We start from the raw sequence: 22,271 nt of genomic DNA, 5'->3' as shown, positions 1-22,271 counted from the left end.
ATCGGCCGCCACGATCCAGATCGGTAACATAATACTGAGATACTTCCCTGCGGAATGCCTGTCCGGCACAGGCGGCCCGGCCTCGTCCGGTTCCATAGCAGCGTTGCACGACATATGTCTCGCCAAGCCCGGCTTAGGCTCGATCGCATCGCAAACTGACGCCTCATCGCCGGCAAAATTCCTTCCGCCGGCCCATCATCCTGCTCCGTGCTGCACGGTTCGGATTCGGCTTCAAAAGGATACCAAACCTAAAGGCTTGCCACGTAGATTTTTCCGCTGACATCCACCATTGGCGGGACCATGAGCACGGCCGCGACCTTTCCCGAGAGGAATGCCGCTGAGGTCGCGGACACCGTCCTCGCGCCCGAGGCGGCGGCTCCGGCAGTCCTGGCGCGCCGGGTCCGGCAGCGCCGCCAGATGTATGTCGGCCAGATCGCGAGCTATTCGCTGGGCGCCTCGGTCCTGTTGCTTTACGCCTATGGCGGAACGGTCTCCATGGCCGTCCCATCGCTGTTCTGGCTCGGCGGCCTCCTGATCATCGGAACCTTCACCGTCCTGTCGGAAGCCGGCATCGGTGACCGCTTCGAGGATCATTACCTCACCGTCTTCCAGATCTCGGCGCACATGGGGCTGCAACTGGTGTTCCTGCTCGCCGTGCCGACGGTCGGGGTCGCCTTCATCGCGGTGCTGTTTCTGATCTTCGCGTTTGGCACGCTGCGCATGACCTCGAGCCAGGCGATGCTCACCTGGGGCCTCGCCACCTGTGGGCTGGCCTTCGTCTTCCTGGGCTCGGACCTTCCGATCGGGCTGCCGGTCGCGACCCGCCTGGAGCGCACCGCCTCGATGCTCTGCTTCGTGCTGGTGATCGGCCAGTGTGCCTTCCTCGGCCTGTTCGGCGCCACCCTGCGCAAGGTCCTGTACCGGCGCAGCATCGAGCTGAAGGCCGCCTATCAGCGCATCGAGGAGCTGGCCGAGCTCGACGAACTCACCGGCTCCTACAACCGCCGCTGCATCATGCGGCTGCTCGATGCCGAGATCGAAAAGTCGCGGCAGACCTCGACGCCCTGCGCGATCGCCCTGATCGATCTCGACTGGTTCAAGCGCATCAACGACGCCCACGGCCATCCCGTCGGCGACGAGGTGCTGCGCACCTTCGCGATCACCATTTTCGCCAATATCCGCCCGTCCGACAGCTTCGGCCGCTATGGCGGCGAGGAATTCCTGCTGCTGCTGCCGGACACGTCGGCCGAAGCCGCGCAGCACATGCTTGAGCGCTTGCGCAGCATCGTCGCCGATCTCGACTGGGGCGCATTCTCCCTCAGCATGAGCGTGACCATTTCTGCCGGCGTCGTGGCGCTGCGCGAGACTGATACTGCCGACACATTTCTCGCGCGCGCCGACAGCGCGCTCTATTCCGCCAAGGCGCAAGGGCGCAACCGCATAGCAACGAGCTGACCAATCCATTTTCTCCCGGTTCGGCAGAAACCGCCGGACCAAACGCTCCAGGACAGGGCAATGAGATCCAAATCCGCAAAGTCATCCGAGAACCTGCTCGAGGAACTGCAGGCCGCGCTCTCGCACGGCACCGTCGCGCGCCGGGTCGAGACGCTGCGCCGCGTCACCGATCTCTTCGTGGGCAACGCGGTGGATTATTCCGACGACCACATCCGCGTGTTCGACGACGTGTTCCAGTGCCTGATCGAGCAGATCGAGACCTCGGCCAGGGCGCTGCTCGCCGACCGGCTCGCACCGATCGCGGCCGCGCCGCCAAAGATCATCCGCACGCTCGCGCTCGACGAGGTCATCGAGGTCTCCGGCCCCGTGCTGTCGAGATCGGAGCGGCTGGACGAGACGACCTTGATCGAGATCGCGCGCACGCGGGGCCAGGCACATCTCAAGGCGATCTCGCTGCGGCGGGGCCTGTCGGAGGCGCTGACTGACGTTCTGGTGACGCGCGGCAACGAGGACGTGGTGCAGTCGACCGTCAGGAATCCAGGCGCGCGGTTCTCCGAGGGAAGCCTGTCCGACCTCGTCACGCGCGCCGAACGCGACGACGACCTCGCCACCTGCATCGGCCTGCGGCCCGACCTGCCGCGCCACTACTATTTGAAGCTGGTCGCAAAGGCGTCATCGAGCGTGCGCAGGAAGCTCGCGGCCGCGCATCCGGAGCTCGTGGACGAGGTGTCGAGCGTGGTCCAGGAAGCGGCCCAGCGAGTCCGCGCCGCCGCCATGACGAAGCAGACCGAGATGGCGCGCGCGCTGGTGAAGTCGCTGCACGAGGACGGCCGCCTCGACGAATTCCAGGTCACCGCCTTCGCCGAGCAGGGCAAGTTCGACGAAACCAATGCGGGGCTCGCCGCCCTCGCCGGCGTCGCGGTCGAGACCGCCGAGACCATGATGATCGAAAGCCGCACCGAGGGCGTGATGATCCTCGCCAAGGTCGCCGGCATGTCGTGGCCGAGCGTGCGCGCCATCATCGCGATGCGCGAGAAGCTCTCGGGCGGCTCGCAGACCGACATGCTGACGCTGCGGGACAGTTACGAGGCGCTGCGTTCATCGACCGCACAGCAGGTGCTGCGCTTCCACCGCATGCAGAGCACGATTCCGGCGGCGTGAGGTTCGTAGACTCTAAAGCGCGATGCGATTAGGACGAATCGTCATCGCGCTTTAGGTTGTTGTTTAAGCATGATCTTTTCGGAAAACCGCTGCGCACTTTTCCGGATCATGCTCTAGTACCTTAGGACCCTCGATCCCACCGCCGCGCCGATCGCCGTCACCAGCGCGGTCGCGATCGTGTACCATGTCGCGACGAACAGGGGCGAGTCGTCGGTGCAATGCGAGGCGTAGAGCGTCGCGGCAAGACCGGCCGACACAAGTCCAGCAAGCGCACCGGCCAGCGCGGGTTGCGAGGGCGCGCCATGGCGCAGCCCGAACAGCGCGCCCGCGAGCAGCGGCAGCGACATCGCAGGGATAGCGAGCAGGCACACCCTGGAATTCTTGCCCATCAGTCGCATCGTCATCGGCATCGCCGGCGCCATCATCGCCTCGCTGCCGATCGCAACCGCGAGCAGCCCGACCGGCAGCAGCAGCAGCCAGCCCCAGCCGCGCATCAGGGCTTCGGGACGCGACAGATGCAGGCTGACGATGATCGCGGGGATCGCAAGCGACAGCGTGACCGCGAACTTCATGTCGAAGAACGGGTTGCGCATGGCCGTCATCACGTCCGGCCGCACGCCGAGGAAGGTCGCGAAAATCAGGATCGACAAGGGCGCGGCGACCAGCAGCGCCATGGTCAGCACGGCGCCAACGCGGGGCACGCGGTGGGCGTTGTCGGCTGCGAGCGAGCGGATCAGTTGATCGGTGTCCATCACGAGTGGTCCCGCAGTTTGGCAGTCAGCGCCGCAAGTCCGCGATGCAATGCGACCCGCACCGCGCCTTCGCTCATCGAGAACTTCGCCGCCGTGTCCTTGATCGAGGCGCTCTCGACCGCGATCGACTGCAGCACGTCGCGCTGGCGCTGCGGCAGCGTGCCCAATTGCGCGGCGACCTCGCCCGCGGAGGCCGTCTCCTGCGGTGCCTCGCCCGGCAGCGTCTCGGCGAAATCGTCAATGTTGACGAAGACGCGCTTGCCGCGGCGCCTGAGCGCGTCGATCAGCTTGTTGCGGGCGATCGCGAACAGCCACGGCGCGAAGGGGGCCTCGCTGTCCCAGGTGTGCCGCTTCAGGTGCACCGCCAACAGTATCTCCTGCACGATATCCTCGGCCTGGTCGGGAGGTTGCCCGGCGCGCGCCAGGCCACGCCTCGCCGCGGCGCGCAGCACCGGCGTGACCGCCTTCAACAGGCGATGATACGCCGCATCATCGCCTGCCATGGCCGACCGCATCAGGCCGGTCCATTCGTCCTCACGTCCGCGCACGCGCGCCCCTCACCATGCAATTCGGCCGTTCGTTCAATTTGTTACGCGGACCGGCAGGACATCACGAATTCGTGATCAACGCCTGATCTCGCAACCGATACGGCCGTCAACGACTGCGACGGCTCATAACACCGATCCGCGCTCCCCGCACCCGGCGGCCGGCGGCAGAGGGCCGGTTTGCCCCGTTTTTGCCCGGTGTAGCCCGAAGATTCCCATTTTCTGCCCCGCTGTCGTCACGCCCCAGGGTCTCTGTTCGGTCCGGGACGGGCGGAATTGGGGAGATCATCACCATGATGAAAGCCAGCGGGCGCGCGGCCCTGATTGTTCTGGCCGGGCTATTGTTGCTGTTCGGAGGTCCTGCTCAGGCGGCCCCAACCTCAGCCACGAGCAATTCGGACAGCGCGGGCAAGCAGGCCGACACGGCCAAGCCGGGCAAGCATCGGCGCCACGAGTCACGCCGCACCGGCAGCAGCAAGACGGCACAGAAATCGGACGACAAGACCGACGCGCCGGCAAAGGCCGACGAGGCTGTGGCCGACAAAAAGGCCGACAACAACGCGCCGGCCTCGAGCCAGATGCCGCCGGCAGTTGCCAACGCCAATGCGCAGCTCGCCGCCACCGATACGCCAACCGCGGCTGCAGCCTCCGCGATGACGGACCGCGCCAACGACAATGTCCAGGCAGCGGCCGATAATACCGGCGCCGAGAGCCAGGTCGTCGCACCCGATCAGCCCAACGAGATCGATCGCGCCGCGCAACAGGATAGCCCACCGGCACAGAAGGCGGTGATTGCCGCAACCGAGGCCCAGCCCCGGCCGGCGCCGGTCATGGCAAGCAGCCAGCAGAGCTCGGCCTGGGACCAGAGCTCCCTGATCGGCAAGATCTTCATCGGCGTCGGCACGCTGCTGACGCTGGCGTCCGCCGCGCGCATGTTCATGGCGTGATTGCGGGTTCGATCCGGGCTTGAATTCCTGGCTTGCTTGGCTTTGAAAGCCGTCCGCCGGAATGTGCCTCTCGCGGCGTGTTCCGGCGGCCTTCAGCCCCCTTGAAGGCATCCGCGCCAGCAGGCACATTGCCCGCCCAATCAAAAGCGTGGGTGGAGCATGAGCACGTTCGAACACATCATCGTCGAAAGCATCGGTGCGGTCGGCATTATCAAGCTGAACCGACCGAAGATGCTCAACGCGCTCTCCTTCGGCGTCTTCCGCGAGATCGCCGCGGCGGTCGAGGATCTCGAGGCCGATGACGCCATCGGCTGCATCGTCGTGACCGGCAGCGAAAAGGCTTTTGCCGCCGGCGCCGACATCAAGGAGATGCAGCCGAAGGGCTTCATCGACATGTTCTCCGAGGATTTTGCCGCGATCGGCGGCGACCGCATCGCACGTTGCCGCAAGCCGACGATTGCGGCGGTTGCCGGCTATGCGCTCGGCGGCGGCTGCGAGCTCGCCATGATGTGCGACATCATCATCGCGGCCGACACCGCAAAGTTCGGCCAGCCCGAGATCACGCTCGGCACCATTCCCGGCATCGGCGGTACCCAGCGCCTGACGCGCGCCATCGGCAAATCGAAGGCGATGGACCTGTGCCTCACCGGGCGCATGATGGATGCGGCAGAGGCCGAGCGCTCAGGCCTCGTCAGCCGCATCGTGCCCGCCGACAAGCTGATGGACGAAGTGATGGCGGCGGCGGAGAAGATCGCCGCGATGTCGCGGCCCGCGGCCGCGATGGCCAAGGAAGCGGTGAACCGCGCCTTCGAGACCACGCTTGCCGAGGGCATGAGCGTCGAGCGCAACCTGTTCCACGCGACCTTCGCGCTGGAGGACCGCTCCGAGGGCATGGCGGCGTTCATCGAGAAGCGCAAGCCGGTGAACAAGAACCGGTAACGTCGGCGAACGGTCAGGCTGGTGTAAGGCTCTGCCGCGCTCCTGTAAGATCCTGTGACGAAGCTGCAACAAGCACGGATTTCATGGGAGTTTCCCCCGCGGCAGTTTGCCTGCGGGACCTCGGCTGGCTAAACAGTTAAGAGGCCATCGTCGGCGGGGGCGGACAGCCGGGGTTTAGCAGGATTACATGATTGGGCGTACCGCCAGAGCTGGTCGCGCGGTGAAGCGGCATCGATCGGGCGTGGCTCCTGTGCTTGCGACATGGAGCACGCTGGCGCTGTCGTGCGCCCTCCCCTCCGCCGCATGGGCTGAAGCCCTGCCGGAGGCGCTGGCCAAAGCCTACCAGACCAATCCGCAGCTCAATGCCGAACGTGCGCGACAACGCGCAACGGACGAGAACGTGCCGCAGGCCCTCGCCGGTTACCGGCCGCAGATCGTGGCGAGCCTCAGCGCCGGCCTGCAATCGGTGCGCAACCTGCTGCCCGACAACACGATCCAGACCGGCAACCTGAAGCCATGGATCATCGGCGTCACCGTGACGCAGAACCTGTTCAACGGGTTCCGCACCGCCAACAATGTGCGGGCCGCCGAGCTCCAGGTGCAGTCGGGCCGCGAGGCGCTGCGCAATGTCGGCCAGGGCGTGCTGCTCGACGCCGTCACGGCCTATACCAACGTGCTGGCGAACCAGTCCCTAGTCGAGGCGCAGCGCTCCAACGTCGCCTTCCTGCGCGAGACCCTCGCGGTCACCCAGCGCCGCCTCAATGCCGGCGACGTCACGCCGACCGACAGCGCGCAGGCCGAGGCACGGCTCAATCGCGGTCTCGCCGACCTCAACGCCGCCGAGGTCGCGCTTGCCGTCAGCCAGGCGATCTATGCGCAAGTGATCGGCAATTCACCCTCGCAGCTTCGGCCCGCCGAGGTGGTCGACCGCTATCTGCCGAAGAGCCGCGAAGACGCCATGACTATGGCGATCCGCCAGCATCCGGCGGTGATGGCCGCAGGCTTCGACGTCGACGTCGCCTCCACCAACATCCGCATCGCCGAAGGCGCGCTGCTGCCGAGCGCCACCATCCAGGGCAGCGCCAGCAAGAGCCGCAACAACGACCCGACTCTCGGGACCTTCGCCGAGGACCAGGCCTCGATCGTCGCCAACGTCACCGCGCCGATCTACGACGGCGGCCAGGCCGCCGCACAGACCCGGCAGGCCAAGGAGGTCACGGCACAGAGCCGGCTGGTGCTCGACCAGGTGAGGAACCAGGCGCGCACGGCGGTGGTCAGCGCCTGGGTCGCCAATGAAGGTGCCAAGATCGCGGTCTCGGCCTCGGAATCCGAGGTGAAGGCGGCAACCGTTGCGCTGCAGGGCGTGCAGCGCGAAGCCGCCGGCGGGCAACGCACGACGGTGGACGTGCTGAACTCGCAGGCGGATTTGATCCAGGCCAAGGCCCGCCTGATCGGCGCGCTGCGCGACCGCGTCATCGCCTCCTACACGCTGCTCAGCGCCGTCGGACATCTCGACGTCAAGACGCTGAGCCTGAACACACCGGACTATCTGCCCGAGGTGCACTACCACCAGGTCCGCGATGCCTGGCACGGCCTGCGCACGCCATCGGGGCAATAGGCCCAAATCTTCCCCGCTGCCGATGAACAGCCGCCGCATCCATCTGACGGGCGCTTCGGGCTCCGGCGTGACGACGCTCGGTCGTGCGCTCGCGGGCCGGCTTGCGCTGCCGCATCATGACAGCGACGATTATTTCTGGCTGCCGACCGTGCCACCCTACCGGACGACGCGCCCGGTATCGGAGCGTCTGCGCTTGATGCGCGAGATGTTTCTGCCGCGCCTGGACTGGGTGCTGAGCGGATCCGTCAACGGCTGGGGCGAGGAGCTTGTTCCACTCTTCGACCTCGTCGTCTTCGTGACCACGCCGCGCGACGTCCGCCTGGAGCGATTGCGCGCCCGCGAGGCCGCCCATTTCGGCGCTGGTGCCGTCGCGCCGGGCGGGTGGCGGCATGATGAGACCGAAGACTTCGTCGAATGGGCATCCCATTACGAAGCCGGCGACCGCGAGGGCCGCAGTCTCGCCAAGCATGAAGCGTGGCTATCGGGCCTGCCCTGCCCGGTCGCCCGCGTCGACGGCTTGCGTCCGCTTGCAGACCTTGTCGAGCAGCTATGCAGCGAAACGGAGCGGTTGCCCGGCTGATGTGATATTCTCTTTCACTCGCCTATAAAAAATCAGTCGGGAGAGAAACCATGCTCAGTCGACGCAGCGTCCTGCTTGCCTCCCTCGCGGCCGGAGTAGCCATGACCAACAAAGCCCACGCCCGTGCCGCGCAGCCCGCGACGCCGATCAATTTTGACGTCCCGGCGCATGCCTGCGACTGTCACACCCACATTCACGGCGATGTCGAAAAGTTTCCGTTCTTCGCAGGGCGCGTCTACACGCCCGAGCCGGCCTCACCAGAAGAAATGGCCGCGCTGCACAAGGCGCTCCATATCGAGCGCGTGGTGATCGTCACGCCGAGCGTCTACGGCACCGACAACTCCTCCACCCTGTTCGGCATGAAGGCGCGCGGCGCGACCGCGCGCGGGGTGGCGGTGGTCGACGACAAGATCACCGAGGCGCAACTCGACACGATGCAGCAGGAAGGCTTCCGCGGCATCCGTCTCAATCTTGCGACCGGGGGCGTCAACGACCCCAATGTCGGCCGGCCGCGCTTCACCGCCGCCGTCGAGCGCATGAAGGCGCGCGGCTGGCACGTGCAGCTCTACACCACGCTTGCCATGATTTCGGCGATCAAGGACCTCGTCGAGACGGCGCCGGTGCCCGTGGTGTTCGATCATTTCGGCGGGCTGGAAGCTTCGCTCGGGCTGGAGCAGCCGGGATTTGCCGACCTGGTCGCGCTCGTCAAATCCGGCAAGGCCTATGTGAAGATCTCCGGCGCTTATCGCTCGTCCAAGCTCGCGCCCGACTATCAGGACATGGTGCCCTATGCACGTGCGCTGATCGCGGCAAATGCGGACCGCATCGTCTGGGGCACCGACTGGCCGCATCCGGATTCCAGCCGCGTCGAGGGCCGCAAGCCAACCGACATCGCGCCCCTCTATCAGATCGACGACGGCCGCCTGCTCAACCAGCTTCCGGTCTGGGCGCCGGATGCCGATGTGCGCAAGAAGATCCTGGTCGACAATCCGGCGCGGCTCTACGGGTTCTGACGGTCAGCGCGCGCGGCGCGAGAAGAACGAGATCAGGACCGGTAGGGTCACGAGGATCACGACCGGCGCCAGCATCATGCCGGTGACGACGACGACCGCGAGCGGTTTCTGCACCTGCGACCCGATCCCCTCCGACAGCGCCGCCGGCAGAAGGCCGACGCCGGCAACGACACAGGTCATCAGCACCGGCCGGAGCTGCAGCTCGCCGGTGCGCACCACCGCGCTCATGCGGTCCATGCCCTCTTCGATGAGCTGGTTGAACTGCGACAGGATGATGATGCCGTCCATCACGGCGATGCCGAACAGCGCGATGAAGCCGATCGCCGCGGAGACGCTGAACGCCGTGCCTGATATCAACAGGCCCAGCACGCCGCCAAAGATCGCCATCGGAATCACGCTCATGGCGAGCAGCGTGTCGGTCATCGAGCCGAAATTGAACCAGAGCAGCACGCCGATCAGCGCCAGCGAGATCGGCACCACGATCGACAATCGCCGGATCGCGTCCTGGAGATTGCCGAATTCGCCGACCCACTCCATGTGGGAGCCGGGCGGCAGCTGAACCTGCTGGGTGATCTTGTCCTGCGCCTCGCGGATCGCGCTGCCGAGATCGCGCTCGCGGACCGAGAACTTGATCGGCAAATAGCGCTCCTGCTGCTCGCGATAGATGTAGGCGGCGCCGGAGACGAGGCTGATGTTGGCGACCTCGCTCAGGGGGATTTGCGTCACGGTGCCGTTCGGCCCGGGCGCGCCGATCCGCAAGTTCTGGATTGCCTCCGCACTCCTGCGATATTCCGGCGCGAGGCGGACGATGATCGGGAAGTGACGATCGCTGCCCGGCTCGTAGAGATCGCCAGCCGTGTCGCCGCCGATCGCGACCTTGATGGTGGCGTTGATGTCGCCGGGCGCGAGGCCGTAACGCGCGGCCTTGGCGCGATCGATGTCGATCTGGACGGTCGGCTGGCCTAGCGAGGTGAAGACGGCAAGGTCGGTGACGCCCTGCACGGTGGCCAGCACCGATTTGATCTTGTTCGCGGTGTCGGTCAGCGCCTGCAGGTCGTTGCCGAACAGCTTGATCGAATTCTCGCCCTTCACGCCGGAGACGGCTTCGGAAACGTTGTCCTGGAGATATTGCGAGAAGTTGAACTCGACGCCGGGAAAGCGATCGTCGAGCTGCTTGAGCAGTTGCGCGGTCAGCTCTTCCTTGTCGCGGGTGCCGGGCCACTGGCTCACCGGCTTGAGCGGCGCGAAGAACTCGGCGTTGAAGAAGCCGGCGGCGTCGGTGCCATCGTCGGGACGGCCGTGCTGAGACACGACGGACTCGACCTCTGGCCGGGCGCGGATCACCTTGCGCATCTCGTTGACGTAGGAGTTACCCTCCTGCAGCGAGATCGTCGGCGGCAGCGTGGCGCGAATCCAGAGATTGCCCTCTTCCAGCTTCGGCAGGAATTCGAGGCCGAGCAGCCGAACGAGCGCCACTGTCATCAGCACGAGGCCGACCGCACCGCCGAGCACGATGCTGCGATTGGCGACCGCCCATTGCAGCAGCGGCGAGTACAATCGGTGCAGGATCAGCATGACCCTGGTCTCGGTTTCCTCGACATGCGCGGGCAGGATGATCGCGGACAGCGCCGGCGTGACGGTGAACGTCGCAAGCAGGCCGCCGGCGAGCGCATAGGCATAGGTACGGGCCATCGGCCCGAAGATGTTGCCCTCGACGCCCGACAGCGTGAACAGCGGCAAGAAGGCCGCGATGATGATCGCCGCGGCGAAGAAGATCGAACGCGAGACGTCGGCGGCCGCGCTGAGGATGGCGTGGCTCTTCATGCCGAACAGCGTCTCGGGCGACATATGCTCGGATTCCGACATCGGCGTCGTCTGCGTCAGACGGCGGAAGATCGCCTCCACCATGATGACGGTGGCATCGACGATCAGGCCGAAATCGATTGCGCCGACCGACAGAAGGTTGGCCGATTCCCCGCGCAGCACCAGAATGATGACAGCGAAGAACAGCGCGAAGGGGATGGTGGCGCCGACGATCAGGGCGCTGCGCAAATCGCCGAGGAAGATCCACTGCAGCAGCACGATCAGCAGAATGCCGACCACCATGTTGTGCAGCACCGTGTGGGTGGTGAGCTCGATCAGGTCACCGCGGTCGTAAATGCGCTCGATGCGCACGCCGGGCGGCAGGATGCTGGAATTGTTGATGGTTTGAACCAGTTGGTGGACCCGCTTGATGGTCGGCGAGCTCTGCTCGCCGCGCCGCATCAGGACGATGCCCTGCACGATGTCGTCGGAATCGTCGATGCCGGCAATGCCGAGGCGCGGCTTCTGGCCGACCGTGACGGTCGCGACGTCCTTGACCAGCACCGGGTTGCCGCCGGTCTGCGCCACCATGGTGTTGGCGAGATCATCGATCGATCGGATCAGGCCGACGCCGCGCACGACAGCCGATTGCTGGCCGATATTGACGGTGTTGCCGCCGACATTGACATTGGAATTGCCGACCGCCTGGAGCAATTGCGGCAGCGTCAGACCGTTCGCGACCAGCTTGTTGAAGTCGACCTGGAGCTCATAGGTCTTGCTCTTGCCACCCCACCCGGTGACGTCGATGACCCCCGGCACGGCGCGGAAGCGGCGCTGCAGGATCCAGTCCTGAATGGTCTTGAGATCGAGCACGCTGTAGTTCGGCGGACCCACGAGACGGTAGCGGAAGATCTCGCCGATCGGGCTGAGCGGCGATATCTGCGGCTGCACGTTGCCGGGCAGCGGCGCGAGCTGCGCCAGGCGGTTCAACACCTGCTGCAACGCCTCGTCATAGGTGTAGGCGAAGGAGAACTGAATTTTGACGTCGGAGAGACCGTAGAGAGAGATGGTGCGGATGGTCGTGACGTTCTTCAGGCCCGCAACCTGGGTCTCGATCGGGATCGTGATGTAGCGCTCGATCTCTTCGGCCGACAGACCCGAACTTTGCGTCACGATGTCGACCATCGGCGGGGGCGGATCGGGATAGGCCTCGATGTTGAGCTGGTTGAACGCGATCAGGCCGCCGATCAGCACGGCGACGAACATCCCGACCATCAGGAAGCGCCGGTTGACGGCGAGGGCGACGAGACGATCCATTCAAGCTTCAGTTTGTCTCGAGTTTTCTTGGGTCGTCGATCAGCTGCCGGACGCCGCGCGGTCGATGAAAAGGCTGCCCTTGGTGACGACCTGCTCGCCGGGTGTCAGATTGCTGGTGACCTCGACGAGGTTGCCGTTGACGAGGCCGATCTTGATCTGGCGCAGCTCGACCGACTTGTCGTCGCGCGCGACCCAGATGCGGACCTTGTCGGCTTCATAGATCAAGGCCTGCTTCGGCACGGCCGGCGCGGCGCGGTCGCCGGCCGAATAGATCGTGACGTTGGCGAACATTTCTGGCTTGAGCAAGCCGTCCTTGTTGTCGATGGTGGCGCGGACCAGCAGACGGCGGGTGTTGGGGTCGATCGCGGCGGCGACGTAGTTGATCTTCGCGGTGAGCGGACGGCCCGGCAGCGCCATCACGTTGACCGTGATGTCCTGCCCGATGCAGATCGCCGCCGCATCGCTCTCGCGCACGAAGGCGGTGAGCCAGACCGTGGAGAGATCGCCGACCACGAAGACCGGATCGCTGGCGCCGGAATTGACGTACTGACCCGGGCCGATCTTGCGCTGCACGACCGTGCCGGCGATCGGCGAGTAGATCGTGACTTCCCGATTGATCACGCCCTTGTCCTGGAACGCCTTGATGGTCTCGTCGGTGAAGCCGAGGATGCGCAGCTTGTTGCGCGCGGCTTCCAGCGCGGTCTCCGAGGAGCGCATGTCGTTGCGCGCCTGAACCTGGGTCGCCTCCGCCTGCTGATAGTCCTTCAGCGGAATGGCATGGCCCTCGTAGAGGTCCTTGGCGCGCTTGAACTGGATGTCGGAGAGCTCGAGCGCCGACTTCGCCTTGTTCTGCGAGGTCATCGCCGCGATGAAGTCGTTCTGGGCCTGCACCGTGTCGGCGGCCTCGATCGTAAACAGCGGTTGCCCCTGCTTCAGCGTCTCACCCGGCTTGGCCAGCAGCTTGGTGACGCGGCCGGCATAGGGCGAGAACACCGGCGTCGAACGGTCCTCGTCGACGGCGACCTTGCCTTCGGTGACGTATTCGGCGCGGAAGGCCCTGGTCTTGACCGGCTCGATCGTCAGCGTCGCCCATTCGGACGCCGTCGGCGTGAAGTTCTGCGCATTCCTGCGCGACTGGCTGGAGATCTCGGAGTGGTTCTTCTCCTTGGCGCCCGCACGGAGAAAACCGTAGGCCCCGCCGCCGGCAAGAGCTAGTAAAACTACGGATGCGATCATCCGTTGTTTTGTAAACACCTGCAATCGCTTGGTATTTTCAACTACCATGGAGCCCGGTCGTGTCTGCGACGATGTCGGCAAACGATAGCCTCATCGGTCGCGCTAATAGTGCCGAATTGAGAGTTCAAACAACCTAAAAAACGCTTCGCGCCTTTCCGTTTGAGTTAAAATTTTGCGACGCGTCAGCCCCACGTCAGCTTCGAGGCGGCCACTGTGCCGGATGACTGCCGAGCGGCATCGCCGGACGGCTCCATTGCGCCGGCGTCTTCGATAGTCGTGCCGAATGCTGCACTGCCTTCAACGTGCCAAAGCCAGATGGCATGCGCTCGATGAACGCAGCATGTACAGCTTCCCCCGTAAGATCCGGGATGTTCAGCCCGCCGTTGAGCCGACCGAGATTCCACAGCCAGCGTCCGGTCTGCGCCAGCGACACCCGCACGTGCCAGCTGCCGCCTTCGCACGCCTGGCGTGCTCTGGCCATCATCGCGCCGAACGCCATCAGATAGCCGGTGGCGTGGTCGAGGATCTGTGCCGGCAATTCCTTTGGGCCGTCGAGGCCGGCGGCCTGACCTTCAGCATGGTTGAAGCCGGTCGTGGTCTGCACCAGCGAGTCGAAGCCGCGCCGCTCGGCCCAGGGGCCGGCATGGCCGTAGGCCGACAGCGTGACATAGACGATGCCGGGACTGATCTTCGCTGCATCCTCCGGAGAAACGCCGAGCGCGGCGAGCGCGCGCGGGCGATAGCCCTGCGAGAAGATGTCGGCGCCAGTGAGCAGCTCGCGCAATTGCGCCCTGCCCGTCTCGCTCTTCAGCTCGATGAAGGTGGTGAGCTTGCCGCGGCCGGTATCGATGGTGAGCCAGGGAATGGCCGGCAGCTCGGGCCCCGACACCAACAGCACGTCGGCACCGTGCGCGGCGAGCGTGCGGCCGGCGACGGGACCTGCGATGACGCGGGAGAGATCGAGCACGCGAAGACCTTCGAGCGGACGATCGCCTTCGGGCCACGGCCTTGGCGCGGCCTCGCCGATCCTCTCGATCGAAAGCAGCGGCAATTGCGCGAGCGCACGTGCTTGCGGCAGCGCGGACCATTCGTCGTGGGAGCGCATCAGGGCAACGACGCCGCCGGCGGCGTAGGCCGCTGTCTCGAAATCCTCGCCCGTCCATCGCATCAGTGCCGCCTGCACCTTCTCGCGCTCAGGCTCGCAAGCAAGCACCTTGCAGACGGCATCGCGGTGATGCGGAAAATTGGTGTGGCAGCGGACGAAGCGGCCATCGCCGGTCTTGTAGACACCGGCAATTGCGTCCCAGGCCGGGGGCGGCGGCTTGTCGTCCAGACGCAAATAGCGCTCGGAACGGCATTCGGCAACGGCGTGACGCATGTCGACGGAAACATCCTGCGTCTGCCCGCTGCGCAGCCGCCAGATCTCGGCAGCGGCGAGGCCTGCGGCGGCGATCGTGGCTTGGCCCGCGACAGCAACACGAAATGAGGACGGAAGCTGCGGCTCCTCGCCGGTCAGCCGCACGCGTTCGAGCGCGGCCCGATCGCCGCCGGCGGAGGTCCAGATCTCCTTGAGAATGTCGGCGGGTCCTTGCATGGCCGCTTCTCTCACTCGTCGTTTGCTGTACTTTTCGCGACCATGTCACGATCGCAGAAAGGATTGCAATGGCCGCCATCGATCCCCTCACCGCGGGCGCCGTGTTCGTCGCAACGGCGGCTACCGACGCGGTCTATGTGATGTTCACCTCGGCCGTGGTCGCACGCAAGCGCGTGCCGGCCGCCACCTGGAGCGCGATCTGGTACCTGCTCTCATCCTACGCGGTGATCAGCTACACCGAAAACGCCTTCTATGTCGCCTTCGCCGCGATCGGCTCCTGGGTCGGCGCCTATGCCTCGCTCACCTTCCTGCACCGCCCGCCCGGCGGACCGCCGGTAGGCGCCGCGCCGGAGTGAGGGACGCACATGCCTCTCCACGTCATTGCGAGGAGCCCTTTGCGACGAAGCAATCCAGACTGTTTCCGTTGAGAGACTCTGGATTGCTTCGCTCGCTCGCAATGACGACGGAGAGGCTTCTGTGAGTCTTCTGAAACAGCTACACTCGCGGCACCAGCAAAAAGGAGCCAAACAATGGATCTCGGTCTCAAAGGCAAGAACGCTCTCGTCCTCGGCGGCACGCGCGGCATCGGGCGGGCGATTGCGGCAACGCTCGCCGGTGAAAGCGCCAATGTCGCGGTGTGTGCACGCAATGCCGAGCAGGTGGCGGCGACCGTCGCTGAGCTGAAGGCGAGCGGTATCAAGGCTGTCGGCGGCGCCATCGACGTCACCGACGGCGCGGCGTTGAAGGCCTGGATCGAGAGCGCAGCAAAGGAGCTCGGCGGCATCGACCTGCTGTTCTCCAATGCCGGCGCGATGGCGCAAGGGGCCGATCCCGCGTCCTGGGAGCAGAATTTCCGGCTCGACGTGCTCGGCGCCGTGCATGCGTTCGACGCCGCGCGGCCGTTCCTCGAGGCCAGCGGCGCCAGCAGCGGCGACGCCGCCTTCGTGATCATCTCGTCGATCGCCGCGGCGCAGGCGGACGCGGCCAGCTCCTACGGCCCGATCAAGGCGGCGCTGATCCACATGGCCAAGGGGTTGGCGCGGCAATACGCCAAGAAGAAGATCCGCGTGAATGTCGTTTCGCCCGGCACCGTCTATTTCAAGGGCGGGGTCTGGGAGATGATCGAGAAGAACATGCCCGAGCGTTACAACGACGCGATGAAGCGCAATCCGACCGGACGTATGGCAACGCCGCAGGAGATCGCGAGCGCCGCGGTGTTCCTGGCAAGCCCGGTGTCGGGGTTCACCACGGGATCCAATCTCGTCGTGGACGGCGCGATCTCGAACCGGGTGAATTTTTGAAGCGCGGCAACGTCATCGAAGCACTCCTAGGGTGGGCAAAGTGAAACGTGCCCACCGCCTTCGCGACAAGCTGCTGGAAGATCGGCACGGCGCTTACGCGCCTTTGCCGGCCCTACGGCAGTAAGCGTGTGGCGGCATCTCGCGTCACACCTCAATGAAAATCCCGCGACGGCGGCAGGATGCGGACGTTGCGGGGGTGGCGGATTTTTTGCGCGGGCATGTCCGCGAGGGCGCGGGGGTCTTCGTTGAGCGGCTCGACCACGGTGGCGCCTGCCGGCACCGGATGTTTGCGGCTTAGAGCGTCGTTGGCCAATCCGACCAGATCGTGCGAGCGGTCGATCATGCGCTGGGCGATGAGATGCGTCACCTTCTCGGGGCTGCTCTGGATGTAGCCTTCGACCAGGATGAGGCGCGCGCCCATCACCTCCTTGCGGTACTGCTCCATGATCTTGGGCCAGACCACGACATTGGCGATGCCGGTTTCGTCCTCCAGCGTCATGAACACGACGCCGCTGGCGCTGCCCGGCCGCTGCCGGACCAGCACCACGCCGGCACAGCGGACGCGGCGCCGCTCGTTCTCATGGTTGACGTCCTTGCAGGCAACGACGCGCTCGCACGAAAACATCTCGCGCAGGAATTCCATCGGGTGGCCCTTCAGCGATAGCCGGATGGTCTGGTAGTCCGCGACCACCTGCTCGGCGCGCGGCATCGCCGGCAGCGGTTTTGCGCCTTCGTCCGGCTGCTCGCGCGCGGTGGCCGCCTCGAACAGCGGCAGCGGCACGTCGTCGGGCAGCCGCCGCACCTGCCATAGCGCCTCACGGCGGTCGAGCCCGAGCGAGCGGAAGGCGTCGGCATCCGCCAGCAGGATCAGCGCGCGCTTGGGCAGGCCGGTGTCGCGGGCGAAGTCTTCGAGCGAGGTGAAGGGCCGGCGGCTGCGAGCGGCGATGATGCGGTCGGCCCAGTCCTGAGCTTTCTCGACATCGTCATTCCGGGGCGACGCGTCAGCGTCGAGCCCGGAATCCATTCCGCCAGGCGTGTACGGCCCGATGGATTCCAGGCTTGCGCCTTTCGGCGCGCCCCGGAATGACAGCTGGGAGCGTTTCAGCCTCTCCTCGTCTTCATCCAGCCAATGAAAACCGTCGATCTGGCGAAAGCCGAGGCGCACGGCGCAATCCCTGCCGCTCCCTTCCTCAAGCGTGTTTTGCGCAAAGCTGTAGGACACGTCGATGTCGCGGACCTCGACACCGTTCTTGCGGGCATCACCGACGATCTGCGCCGGTGCGTAAAATCCCATCGGCTGCGAGTTCAGGAGGCCGCAGCAGAAGGCATCGGGATGGTAGTGCTTCAGCCATGAGGAAATGTAGACCAGTTGCGCAAAGCTTGCGGCATGGCTCTCCGGAAAGCCGTAGGAACCAAAACCCTTGATCTGGTCAAAGCAGCTTCTGGCGAAGTTGGGATCGTAGCCGCGCGCGACCATGTTGCCGATCAGCTTCTTCTCGTATTGGCCGATGGTGCCGACATTGCGGAAGGTCGCCATCGAACGGCGCAGGCCGTTGGCCTCCTCGGAGGTAAATTTGGCCGCCTCGATCGCGATGCGCATCGCCTGTTCCTGGAACAGAGGCACCCCCTTGGTCTTGTGCAGCACCTTGTAGAGCTCGTCCGCGGGACCGTGATCTGGCGCTGGTGACGGATAGGTCACTTTCTCCTGGCCGTTCCGCCGCCGCAAGTAAGGATGCACCATGTCGCCCTGGATCGGCCCGGGCCGCACGATCGCGACTTCGATGACGAGATCGTAGAAGGTTCGCGGTTTCAGGCGCGGCAGCATGTTCATCTGCGCGCGGCTCTCGACCTGGAACACACCGAGCGATTCCCCGGCGCACAGCATGTCGTAGACCTTGGGATCGTCCTGCGGGACGCTCGCCAGCACCCAGCGCCTGCCCTTGTGATCCGCGATCAGATCGAAGCACTTGCGGATGCAGGTGAGCATGCCCAGCGCGAGCACGTCGACCTTCATCATGCTGAGTGCGTCGACGTCGTCCTTGTCCCATTCGATGAAGGTGCGATCGTCCATCGCTGCGTTGCCGATCGGCACATAGGTGTCGAGCCGGTCCTGCGTCAGGACATAGCCGCCGACATGCTGGGAGAGATGGCGTGGGAATTCGATCAGCTCGGTCGCAAGCTCGACCGCGAGGTTGATCATGGGATTATCGGGATCGAGCCCGGCCTGCCTGACCTGCATGTCGTTGAGACCCTTGCCCCAGCTGCCCCAGACGGTGTCGGCGAGCGCGGCGGTGACGTCTTCGGTCAGGCCCAGCGCCTTACCGACGTCGCGGATGGGGCTGCGCGGGCGATAATGGATGACGGTAGCGATGATCGCGGCACGGTGGCGGCCGTAGCGGCGATAGACATATTGCATCACCTCCTCGCGGCGCGAATGCTCGAAATCGACGTCGATATCGGGCGGCTCCAGCCGCTCCTTGGAAATGAAGCGTTCGAACAAGAGGTCCACCTTGGTCGGATCGACCGAGGTGATGCCGAGCACGTAGCACACGGCCGAATTCGCCGCCGATCCCCGGCCCTGGCACAGAATGTTCTGGCTGCGCGCGTAGTGCACGATGTCATGCACCGTGAGGAAATAATGCGCGTATTTCAGCTCGGCGATCAGCGCGAGCTCCTTGTTGAGCGTCGCCCGCAGCTTGTCGTCGATCTTGCCGTCGAAATATTTGTCGACGCCCGCCCAGGTCAGATCCTCCAGATGCCCCTGCGCGGTCTTGCCCGGCGGCACCGGCTCGTCCGGATATTGGTATTTGAGCTGGTCGAGCGAGAATTCGATCCTGTCCGCAAAGCGCATGGTCTCCGCGATCGCATCAGGGAAATCGCGGAACAGCCGCGCCATCTCCCTCGGCGTCTTAAGAAAGCGCTCGGCATTGGCTTCCAGCTTCCGCCCCACAGCTTCGATCGTGGTCTTTTCCCGGATGCAGGTCAGCACGTCCTGGAGAGGACGACGGCCGGGATCGTGATAGAGCACCTCGTTGGTCGCGAGCAGCGGCACCTTTGCTTTTGCGGCGAGATCGTCGAGCCGTGAGAGGCGACGCCGGTCGTCGCCGCGATAGATCAGGCTCGCCGCCAGCCATACGCCCTCGGCACGGCTCGCCTTCAGCTTTGCGAGCACATCCAGCGCCTGTGCGGGATCAAAGCGATGCGGCAGCGTCAGCACCAGGAGCTGGCCTTCCGAGAATTCGAGAAGATCGGCGAAGGTGAGACGGCACTCGCCCTTCTCGATCCGCGTGATGTCGTCGCCACGCTTGCCCCGGGTCAGGAGCTGGCAGAGCCGGCCATAGGCGGCGCGGTCGCGCGAATAGACAAAAATGTCCGGCGTGCCGTCGATGAAGACGATGCGCGCGCCGATCAGCAGCTTCGGCTTGTGCAGCACCTTGTCATTGTCGAGCTCTTTATAGGCCCGCACCACGCCGGCAAGCGTGTTGTGATCGGCGATACCGATCACGGGAATGCCGAGAATGCTGGCCTGATGCACATAGGCACGCGGATCCGAGCCGCCGCGCAGGAAGGAGAAATTGGTGGTGATGCCGATCTCGGCATAGGCGGGGGGGTTCATGCGAAAAGACCGTGCACATACCAGCCGGGAGAAGCGGGCTTGCCATCGCCATCGAACACTTCCCCTTCGTAAAGACCGTCGCGAAAGATCCAGAAGCGCAGGCCCTCGGCATCCTCGACGCGGAAATAATCCCGCGTCAGCTGCTTGCCGTCCTGCCGCCACCATTCCATCGCGATGCGCTCGGGCCCCTCCACCCGCACCACGGCATGCAGCGCGCGGCGCCAGGTGAACTGATGGGGCGGACCATCCGGCACGGCCGCGAACGGCACCTTGATCGGCTCCGGCTTGTCGAACAGCCTCAAGGGGCGCAGCGGCGGCTCGCTCTCGACGCGTGCGGGCCATTCGGCCTGCATGGCGGCAGCAAGATGATGCTGCGCCGGCGCGGTCATCACCGCGCATTCGGGGATATGGGTATCCTCAGGCAGGTGCACGACGACGCGTTTTCCACCGATGCGCGCGGCGATGCGGTCGATCAAGGCGGCGAGCTCATCATTGTCGTGGACATGAGCGTCGAGATCGCGCTGCTCCTGCACCACGATCTCGGTGCGGCTCGCCGACAGGCGCACCATGTCGAAGCCGAAGCCGGGATCGAGCGGATCGGCGAGCGCATCGAGACGCTCGCGAAACAGCCGATCGATCACCGCGCTTCGCGTCACGGGACGTCCGGTCTCGACCATGATCGCGCGCACCACGCCGTCGGTGCGGAAGAAGGCGGCTTCCAGCCGCCGCGCGCCCTTGCCCTGTTTCTCCATGGAGGCGATCAACGTGTCGGCGAGTCGCGACAGCGTCATCGCAATCATGGTGTCGGTTGCGATCGGCTCGGCGAAGCGCTTCTCGACGATGTAATCGGGCGGCGGTTTTCGCGGGCTGATCGGCGCATCGCCCTGCCCCAGCGCATGGGCGAGCAGCGTGGAGAACCGGGCGCCGAACCGCGCCGTGATCTCGCTCGGCGCGCGCGCGGCGACGTCGCCAATGGTCTTCAGGCCGGCGCGGCGCAGGCCCGTGGTGATCGCCTCGCCCGCACCGAGCGCGGACACCGGAAACTGCGCGATCGCCGCCGCCTCTTCACCATCGGCGACGATGGTGCCCGCGGCCTGCCGCGTCAGCGTGCGCGCGCAGACCGACGTGCCGGCAATTGCCGCACCGACGGCAAAGCCCTGACGGGCAAGCGTCCGGACCAACGCTCGCAACAGCGCAGCCTCGCCGCCGAACAGATGCGTGCAACCGGTGATATCGAGGAACAGCCCGTGCGGCGGATCGAGCGCAACCAGCGGCGTGAAGCGGTCGCACCAATCGGCGATATCGCTGAGCGTCTTCGCATCGGCCACCACATCGGCGTCGAACACTTTCAGATCCGGGCACATCGCCCGGGCATTGGCGAGGGGCTGGCCGATATACAGGCCGAGACGTTCGGCGGCCTCGTCCAGCGCATGGATCACCAGCGCATTGTTCTCCTTGATGACGACAATGCTCGGCTCATGATTGGTCTTAACCAGTCCGGCGCTGCCAAGAAAGCGCTGGATCCGGTCGATGGGCAGGCGCGGCAGCCACAGGCTGAGGATACGCCGACGGTTCACTGAACTGGCACTCATCACAATTCCATTCCATGATCCAGCGGCCGCATTGGCCATGACGATTGCGCAAGAGCTCGGCATCGAAGCGCGGCGCGCCCCAGGCACTCCAAGGCGCCGCAGGCATTGAAGCAGTGCCCGGCGGCGAATGCGCCGCGCGCAGCATCCATCTCGTCTCCGCGGTCGACGGCAACGGCTGCGCCGCCATCCGCAACATCAGGCCGGTGACGCCGGACGATTGCGCGGCCAGCGTCAGCTTGCGGCTCGCCACCAGATCGAACTGCCTGATATCCCCCCAAAGCTCGAGCACGACGGCGCCCAGCGCGTCGCAGGCAAGCGCGTCGGCCGAGGTGCGCAACGCGCTCTCGACATCGGCGGCGCGAACCATCACCACGCGGCGCGGATCGAGGCCGAGCTCGGATAGCCCGCTCATCGACAGCGCGCCGGCTTCAACTTCCGAAAAATCCTGCCGCACCCACAGCAGCGGCCGCTGCGCGCTCACGCGCCCCGCAAGCCCCATGACAAAACCCGTCGCGGCCGCGCCCTGGCGCCCCTCGCAAAACACCTCGTGGACCGCCGCGCGCGCGAGCCCGCCCTTCAGCACGGTATCGGCCTGGCTATGGCCGAGCGCGACGCGGTCGTGCTGATGCACGATCTCCGCCGTCTCGATGCGCTCGATCTGGCCGCGCAAGGTCGCAAGCGCGCTCATACGTGCGCCGCTCATATACGCCGCTCCTTCAGAGGTGATTGCCGATGGCTCTCAAAAAGAGAACCAGCGGCTGGCTCATTTGTTCATGATATGTTCTAATATAAAGCTAACGGC

17 protein-coding genes are annotated in these 22,271 nt (G+C 65.4%); 9 read left to right on the top strand and 8 right to left on the bottom strand.

The genetic code is table 11. The features are described 5' to 3' along the window. The first annotated feature begins 300 nt into the window (after nucleotides 1-300). The gene (locus X268_RS09145; RefSeq protein WP_128924636.1) at nucleotides 301-1,455 is read left to right on the top strand and encodes a GGDEF domain-containing protein; all 1,155 of its coding nucleotides are present in this window, start codon (nucleotides 301-303) and stop codon (nucleotides 1,453-1,455) included. A gap of 60 nt (nucleotides 1,456-1,515) precedes the next feature. Continuing rightward, the gene (locus X268_RS09140; protein ID WP_128924635.1) at nucleotides 1,516-2,616 is read left to right on the top strand and encodes a DUF2336 domain-containing protein; all 1,101 of its coding nucleotides are present in this window, start codon (nucleotides 1,516-1,518) and stop codon (nucleotides 2,614-2,616) included. A 113-nt stretch (nucleotides 2,617-2,729) separates the two neighbouring features. Here the strand turns inward: X268_RS09140 and X268_RS09135 are convergent, their stop codons facing one another. Together X268_RS09135 and X268_RS09130 are read right to left on the bottom strand one after the other, a co-directional pair. Then, nucleotides 2,730-3,368, bottom strand: coding sequence for an NrsF family protein (locus tag X268_RS09135; RefSeq protein WP_128924634.1), 639 nt, complete (start codon nucleotides 3,366-3,368; stop codon nucleotides 2,730-2,732). Continuing rightward, nucleotides 3,368-3,916 (bottom strand): sigma-70 family RNA polymerase sigma factor, encoded by a 549-nt coding sequence (locus X268_RS09130; RefSeq protein ID WP_128924633.1) that lies wholly within the window; start codon nucleotides 3,914-3,916, stop codon nucleotides 3,368-3,370. Before X268_RS09130 ends, X268_RS09135 begins: the two co-directional genes overlap by 1 nt. A 290-nt stretch (nucleotides 3,917-4,206) precedes the next feature. Here X268_RS09130 and X268_RS09125 point away from each other — a divergent pair, with 290 nt between their 5' ends. The 5 genes from X268_RS09125 (at nucleotide 4,207) to X268_RS09105 (ending at nucleotide 9,010) form a co-directional block, all read left to right on the top strand. Continuing rightward, on the top strand, nucleotides 4,207-4,860 hold the full coding sequence (locus tag X268_RS09125; RefSeq protein ID WP_128924632.1) for a hypothetical protein: 654 nt from the start codon (nucleotides 4,207-4,209) through the stop codon (nucleotides 4,858-4,860). Nucleotides 4,861-5,019: 159 nt separating this feature from the next. Further along, nucleotides 5,020-5,799, top strand: a complete 780-nt coding sequence (locus X268_RS09120; protein ID WP_128924631.1) for an enoyl-CoA hydratase — start codon at nucleotides 5,020-5,022, stop codon at nucleotides 5,797-5,799. Between the two features lie 187 nt (nucleotides 5,800-5,986). Next, complete coding sequence (locus X268_RS09115) at nucleotides 5,987-7,417, top strand: TolC family outer membrane protein (protein WP_128924630.1); 1,431 nt, start codon at nucleotides 5,987-5,989, stop codon at nucleotides 7,415-7,417. A gap of 22 nt (nucleotides 7,418-7,439) precedes the next feature. Next, complete coding sequence (locus tag X268_RS09110) at nucleotides 7,440-7,997, top strand: P-loop NTPase family protein (protein ID WP_128924629.1); 558 nt, start codon at nucleotides 7,440-7,442, stop codon at nucleotides 7,995-7,997. Between the two features lie 50 nt (nucleotides 7,998-8,047). Then, nucleotides 8,048-9,010 carry an amidohydrolase family protein gene (locus X268_RS09105; RefSeq protein WP_128924628.1) on the top strand — a complete coding sequence of 321 codons (963 nt, stop codon included), beginning with the start codon at nucleotides 8,048-8,050 and terminating at the stop codon, nucleotides 9,008-9,010. Between the two features lie 3 nt (nucleotides 9,011-9,013). Here the strand turns inward: X268_RS09105 and X268_RS09100 are convergent, their stop codons facing one another. The 3 genes from X268_RS09100 to X268_RS09090 form a co-directional block, all read right to left on the bottom strand. Further along, the gene (locus X268_RS09100) at nucleotides 9,014-12,130 is read right to left on the bottom strand and encodes an efflux RND transporter permease subunit (RefSeq protein WP_128924627.1); all 3,117 of its coding nucleotides are present in this window, start codon (nucleotides 12,128-12,130) and stop codon (nucleotides 9,014-9,016) included. Nucleotides 12,131-12,169: 39 nt separating this feature from the next. After that, complete coding sequence (locus X268_RS09095; RefSeq protein WP_128924626.1) at nucleotides 12,170-13,414, bottom strand: efflux RND transporter periplasmic adaptor subunit; 1,245 nt, start codon at nucleotides 13,412-13,414, stop codon at nucleotides 12,170-12,172. Nucleotides 13,415-13,559: 145 nt separating this feature from the next. Beyond that, nucleotides 13,560-14,960: a CoA transferase gene (locus X268_RS09090; RefSeq protein WP_128924625.1), complete on the bottom strand. Its 1,401-nt coding sequence runs from the start codon at nucleotides 14,958-14,960 to the stop codon at nucleotides 13,560-13,562. A 68-nt stretch (nucleotides 14,961-15,028) separates the two neighbouring features. Between X268_RS09090 and X268_RS09085 the strand changes: the two genes are divergently transcribed. Both X268_RS09085 and X268_RS09080 read left to right on the top strand, forming a co-directional pair. Next, nucleotides 15,029-15,316, top strand: coding sequence for a hypothetical protein (locus X268_RS09085; protein WP_100230195.1), 288 nt, complete (start codon nucleotides 15,029-15,031; stop codon nucleotides 15,314-15,316). A gap of 174 nt (nucleotides 15,317-15,490) precedes the next feature. Further along, nucleotides 15,491-16,261, top strand: coding sequence for an SDR family NAD(P)-dependent oxidoreductase (locus tag X268_RS09080; protein ID WP_128924624.1), 771 nt, complete (start codon nucleotides 15,491-15,493; stop codon nucleotides 16,259-16,261). 151 nt (nucleotides 16,262-16,412) lie between these two features. On the opposite strand, the gene X268_RS09075 is transcribed toward X268_RS09080, so the two are convergent. From X268_RS09075 to X268_RS09065, 3 genes are read right to left on the bottom strand one after another with little or no spacing between them, the layout of a single operon-like run. Then, complete coding sequence (locus X268_RS09075) at nucleotides 16,413-19,877, bottom strand: error-prone DNA polymerase (RefSeq protein ID WP_128924623.1); 3,465 nt, start codon at nucleotides 19,875-19,877, stop codon at nucleotides 16,413-16,415. Further along, complete coding sequence (locus X268_RS09070) at nucleotides 19,874-21,469, bottom strand: Y-family DNA polymerase (protein ID WP_164937622.1); 1,596 nt, start codon at nucleotides 21,467-21,469, stop codon at nucleotides 19,874-19,876. Before X268_RS09070 ends, X268_RS09075 begins: the two co-directional genes overlap by 4 nt. Further along, complete coding sequence (locus tag X268_RS09065; RefSeq protein WP_128924622.1) at nucleotides 21,366-22,172, bottom strand: ImuA family protein; 807 nt, start codon at nucleotides 22,170-22,172, stop codon at nucleotides 21,366-21,368. Before X268_RS09065 ends, X268_RS09070 begins: the two co-directional genes overlap by 104 nt. Between the last annotated feature and the right edge of the window lie 99 nt (nucleotides 22,173-22,271).

It is taken from the genome of Bradyrhizobium guangxiense (genome assembly GCF_004114915.1).
GTDB classification, from domain to species: domain Bacteria; phylum Pseudomonadota; class Alphaproteobacteria; order Rhizobiales; family Xanthobacteraceae; genus Bradyrhizobium; species Bradyrhizobium guangxiense.
This window is presented reverse-complemented; position numbering and strand designations above follow the sequence as displayed.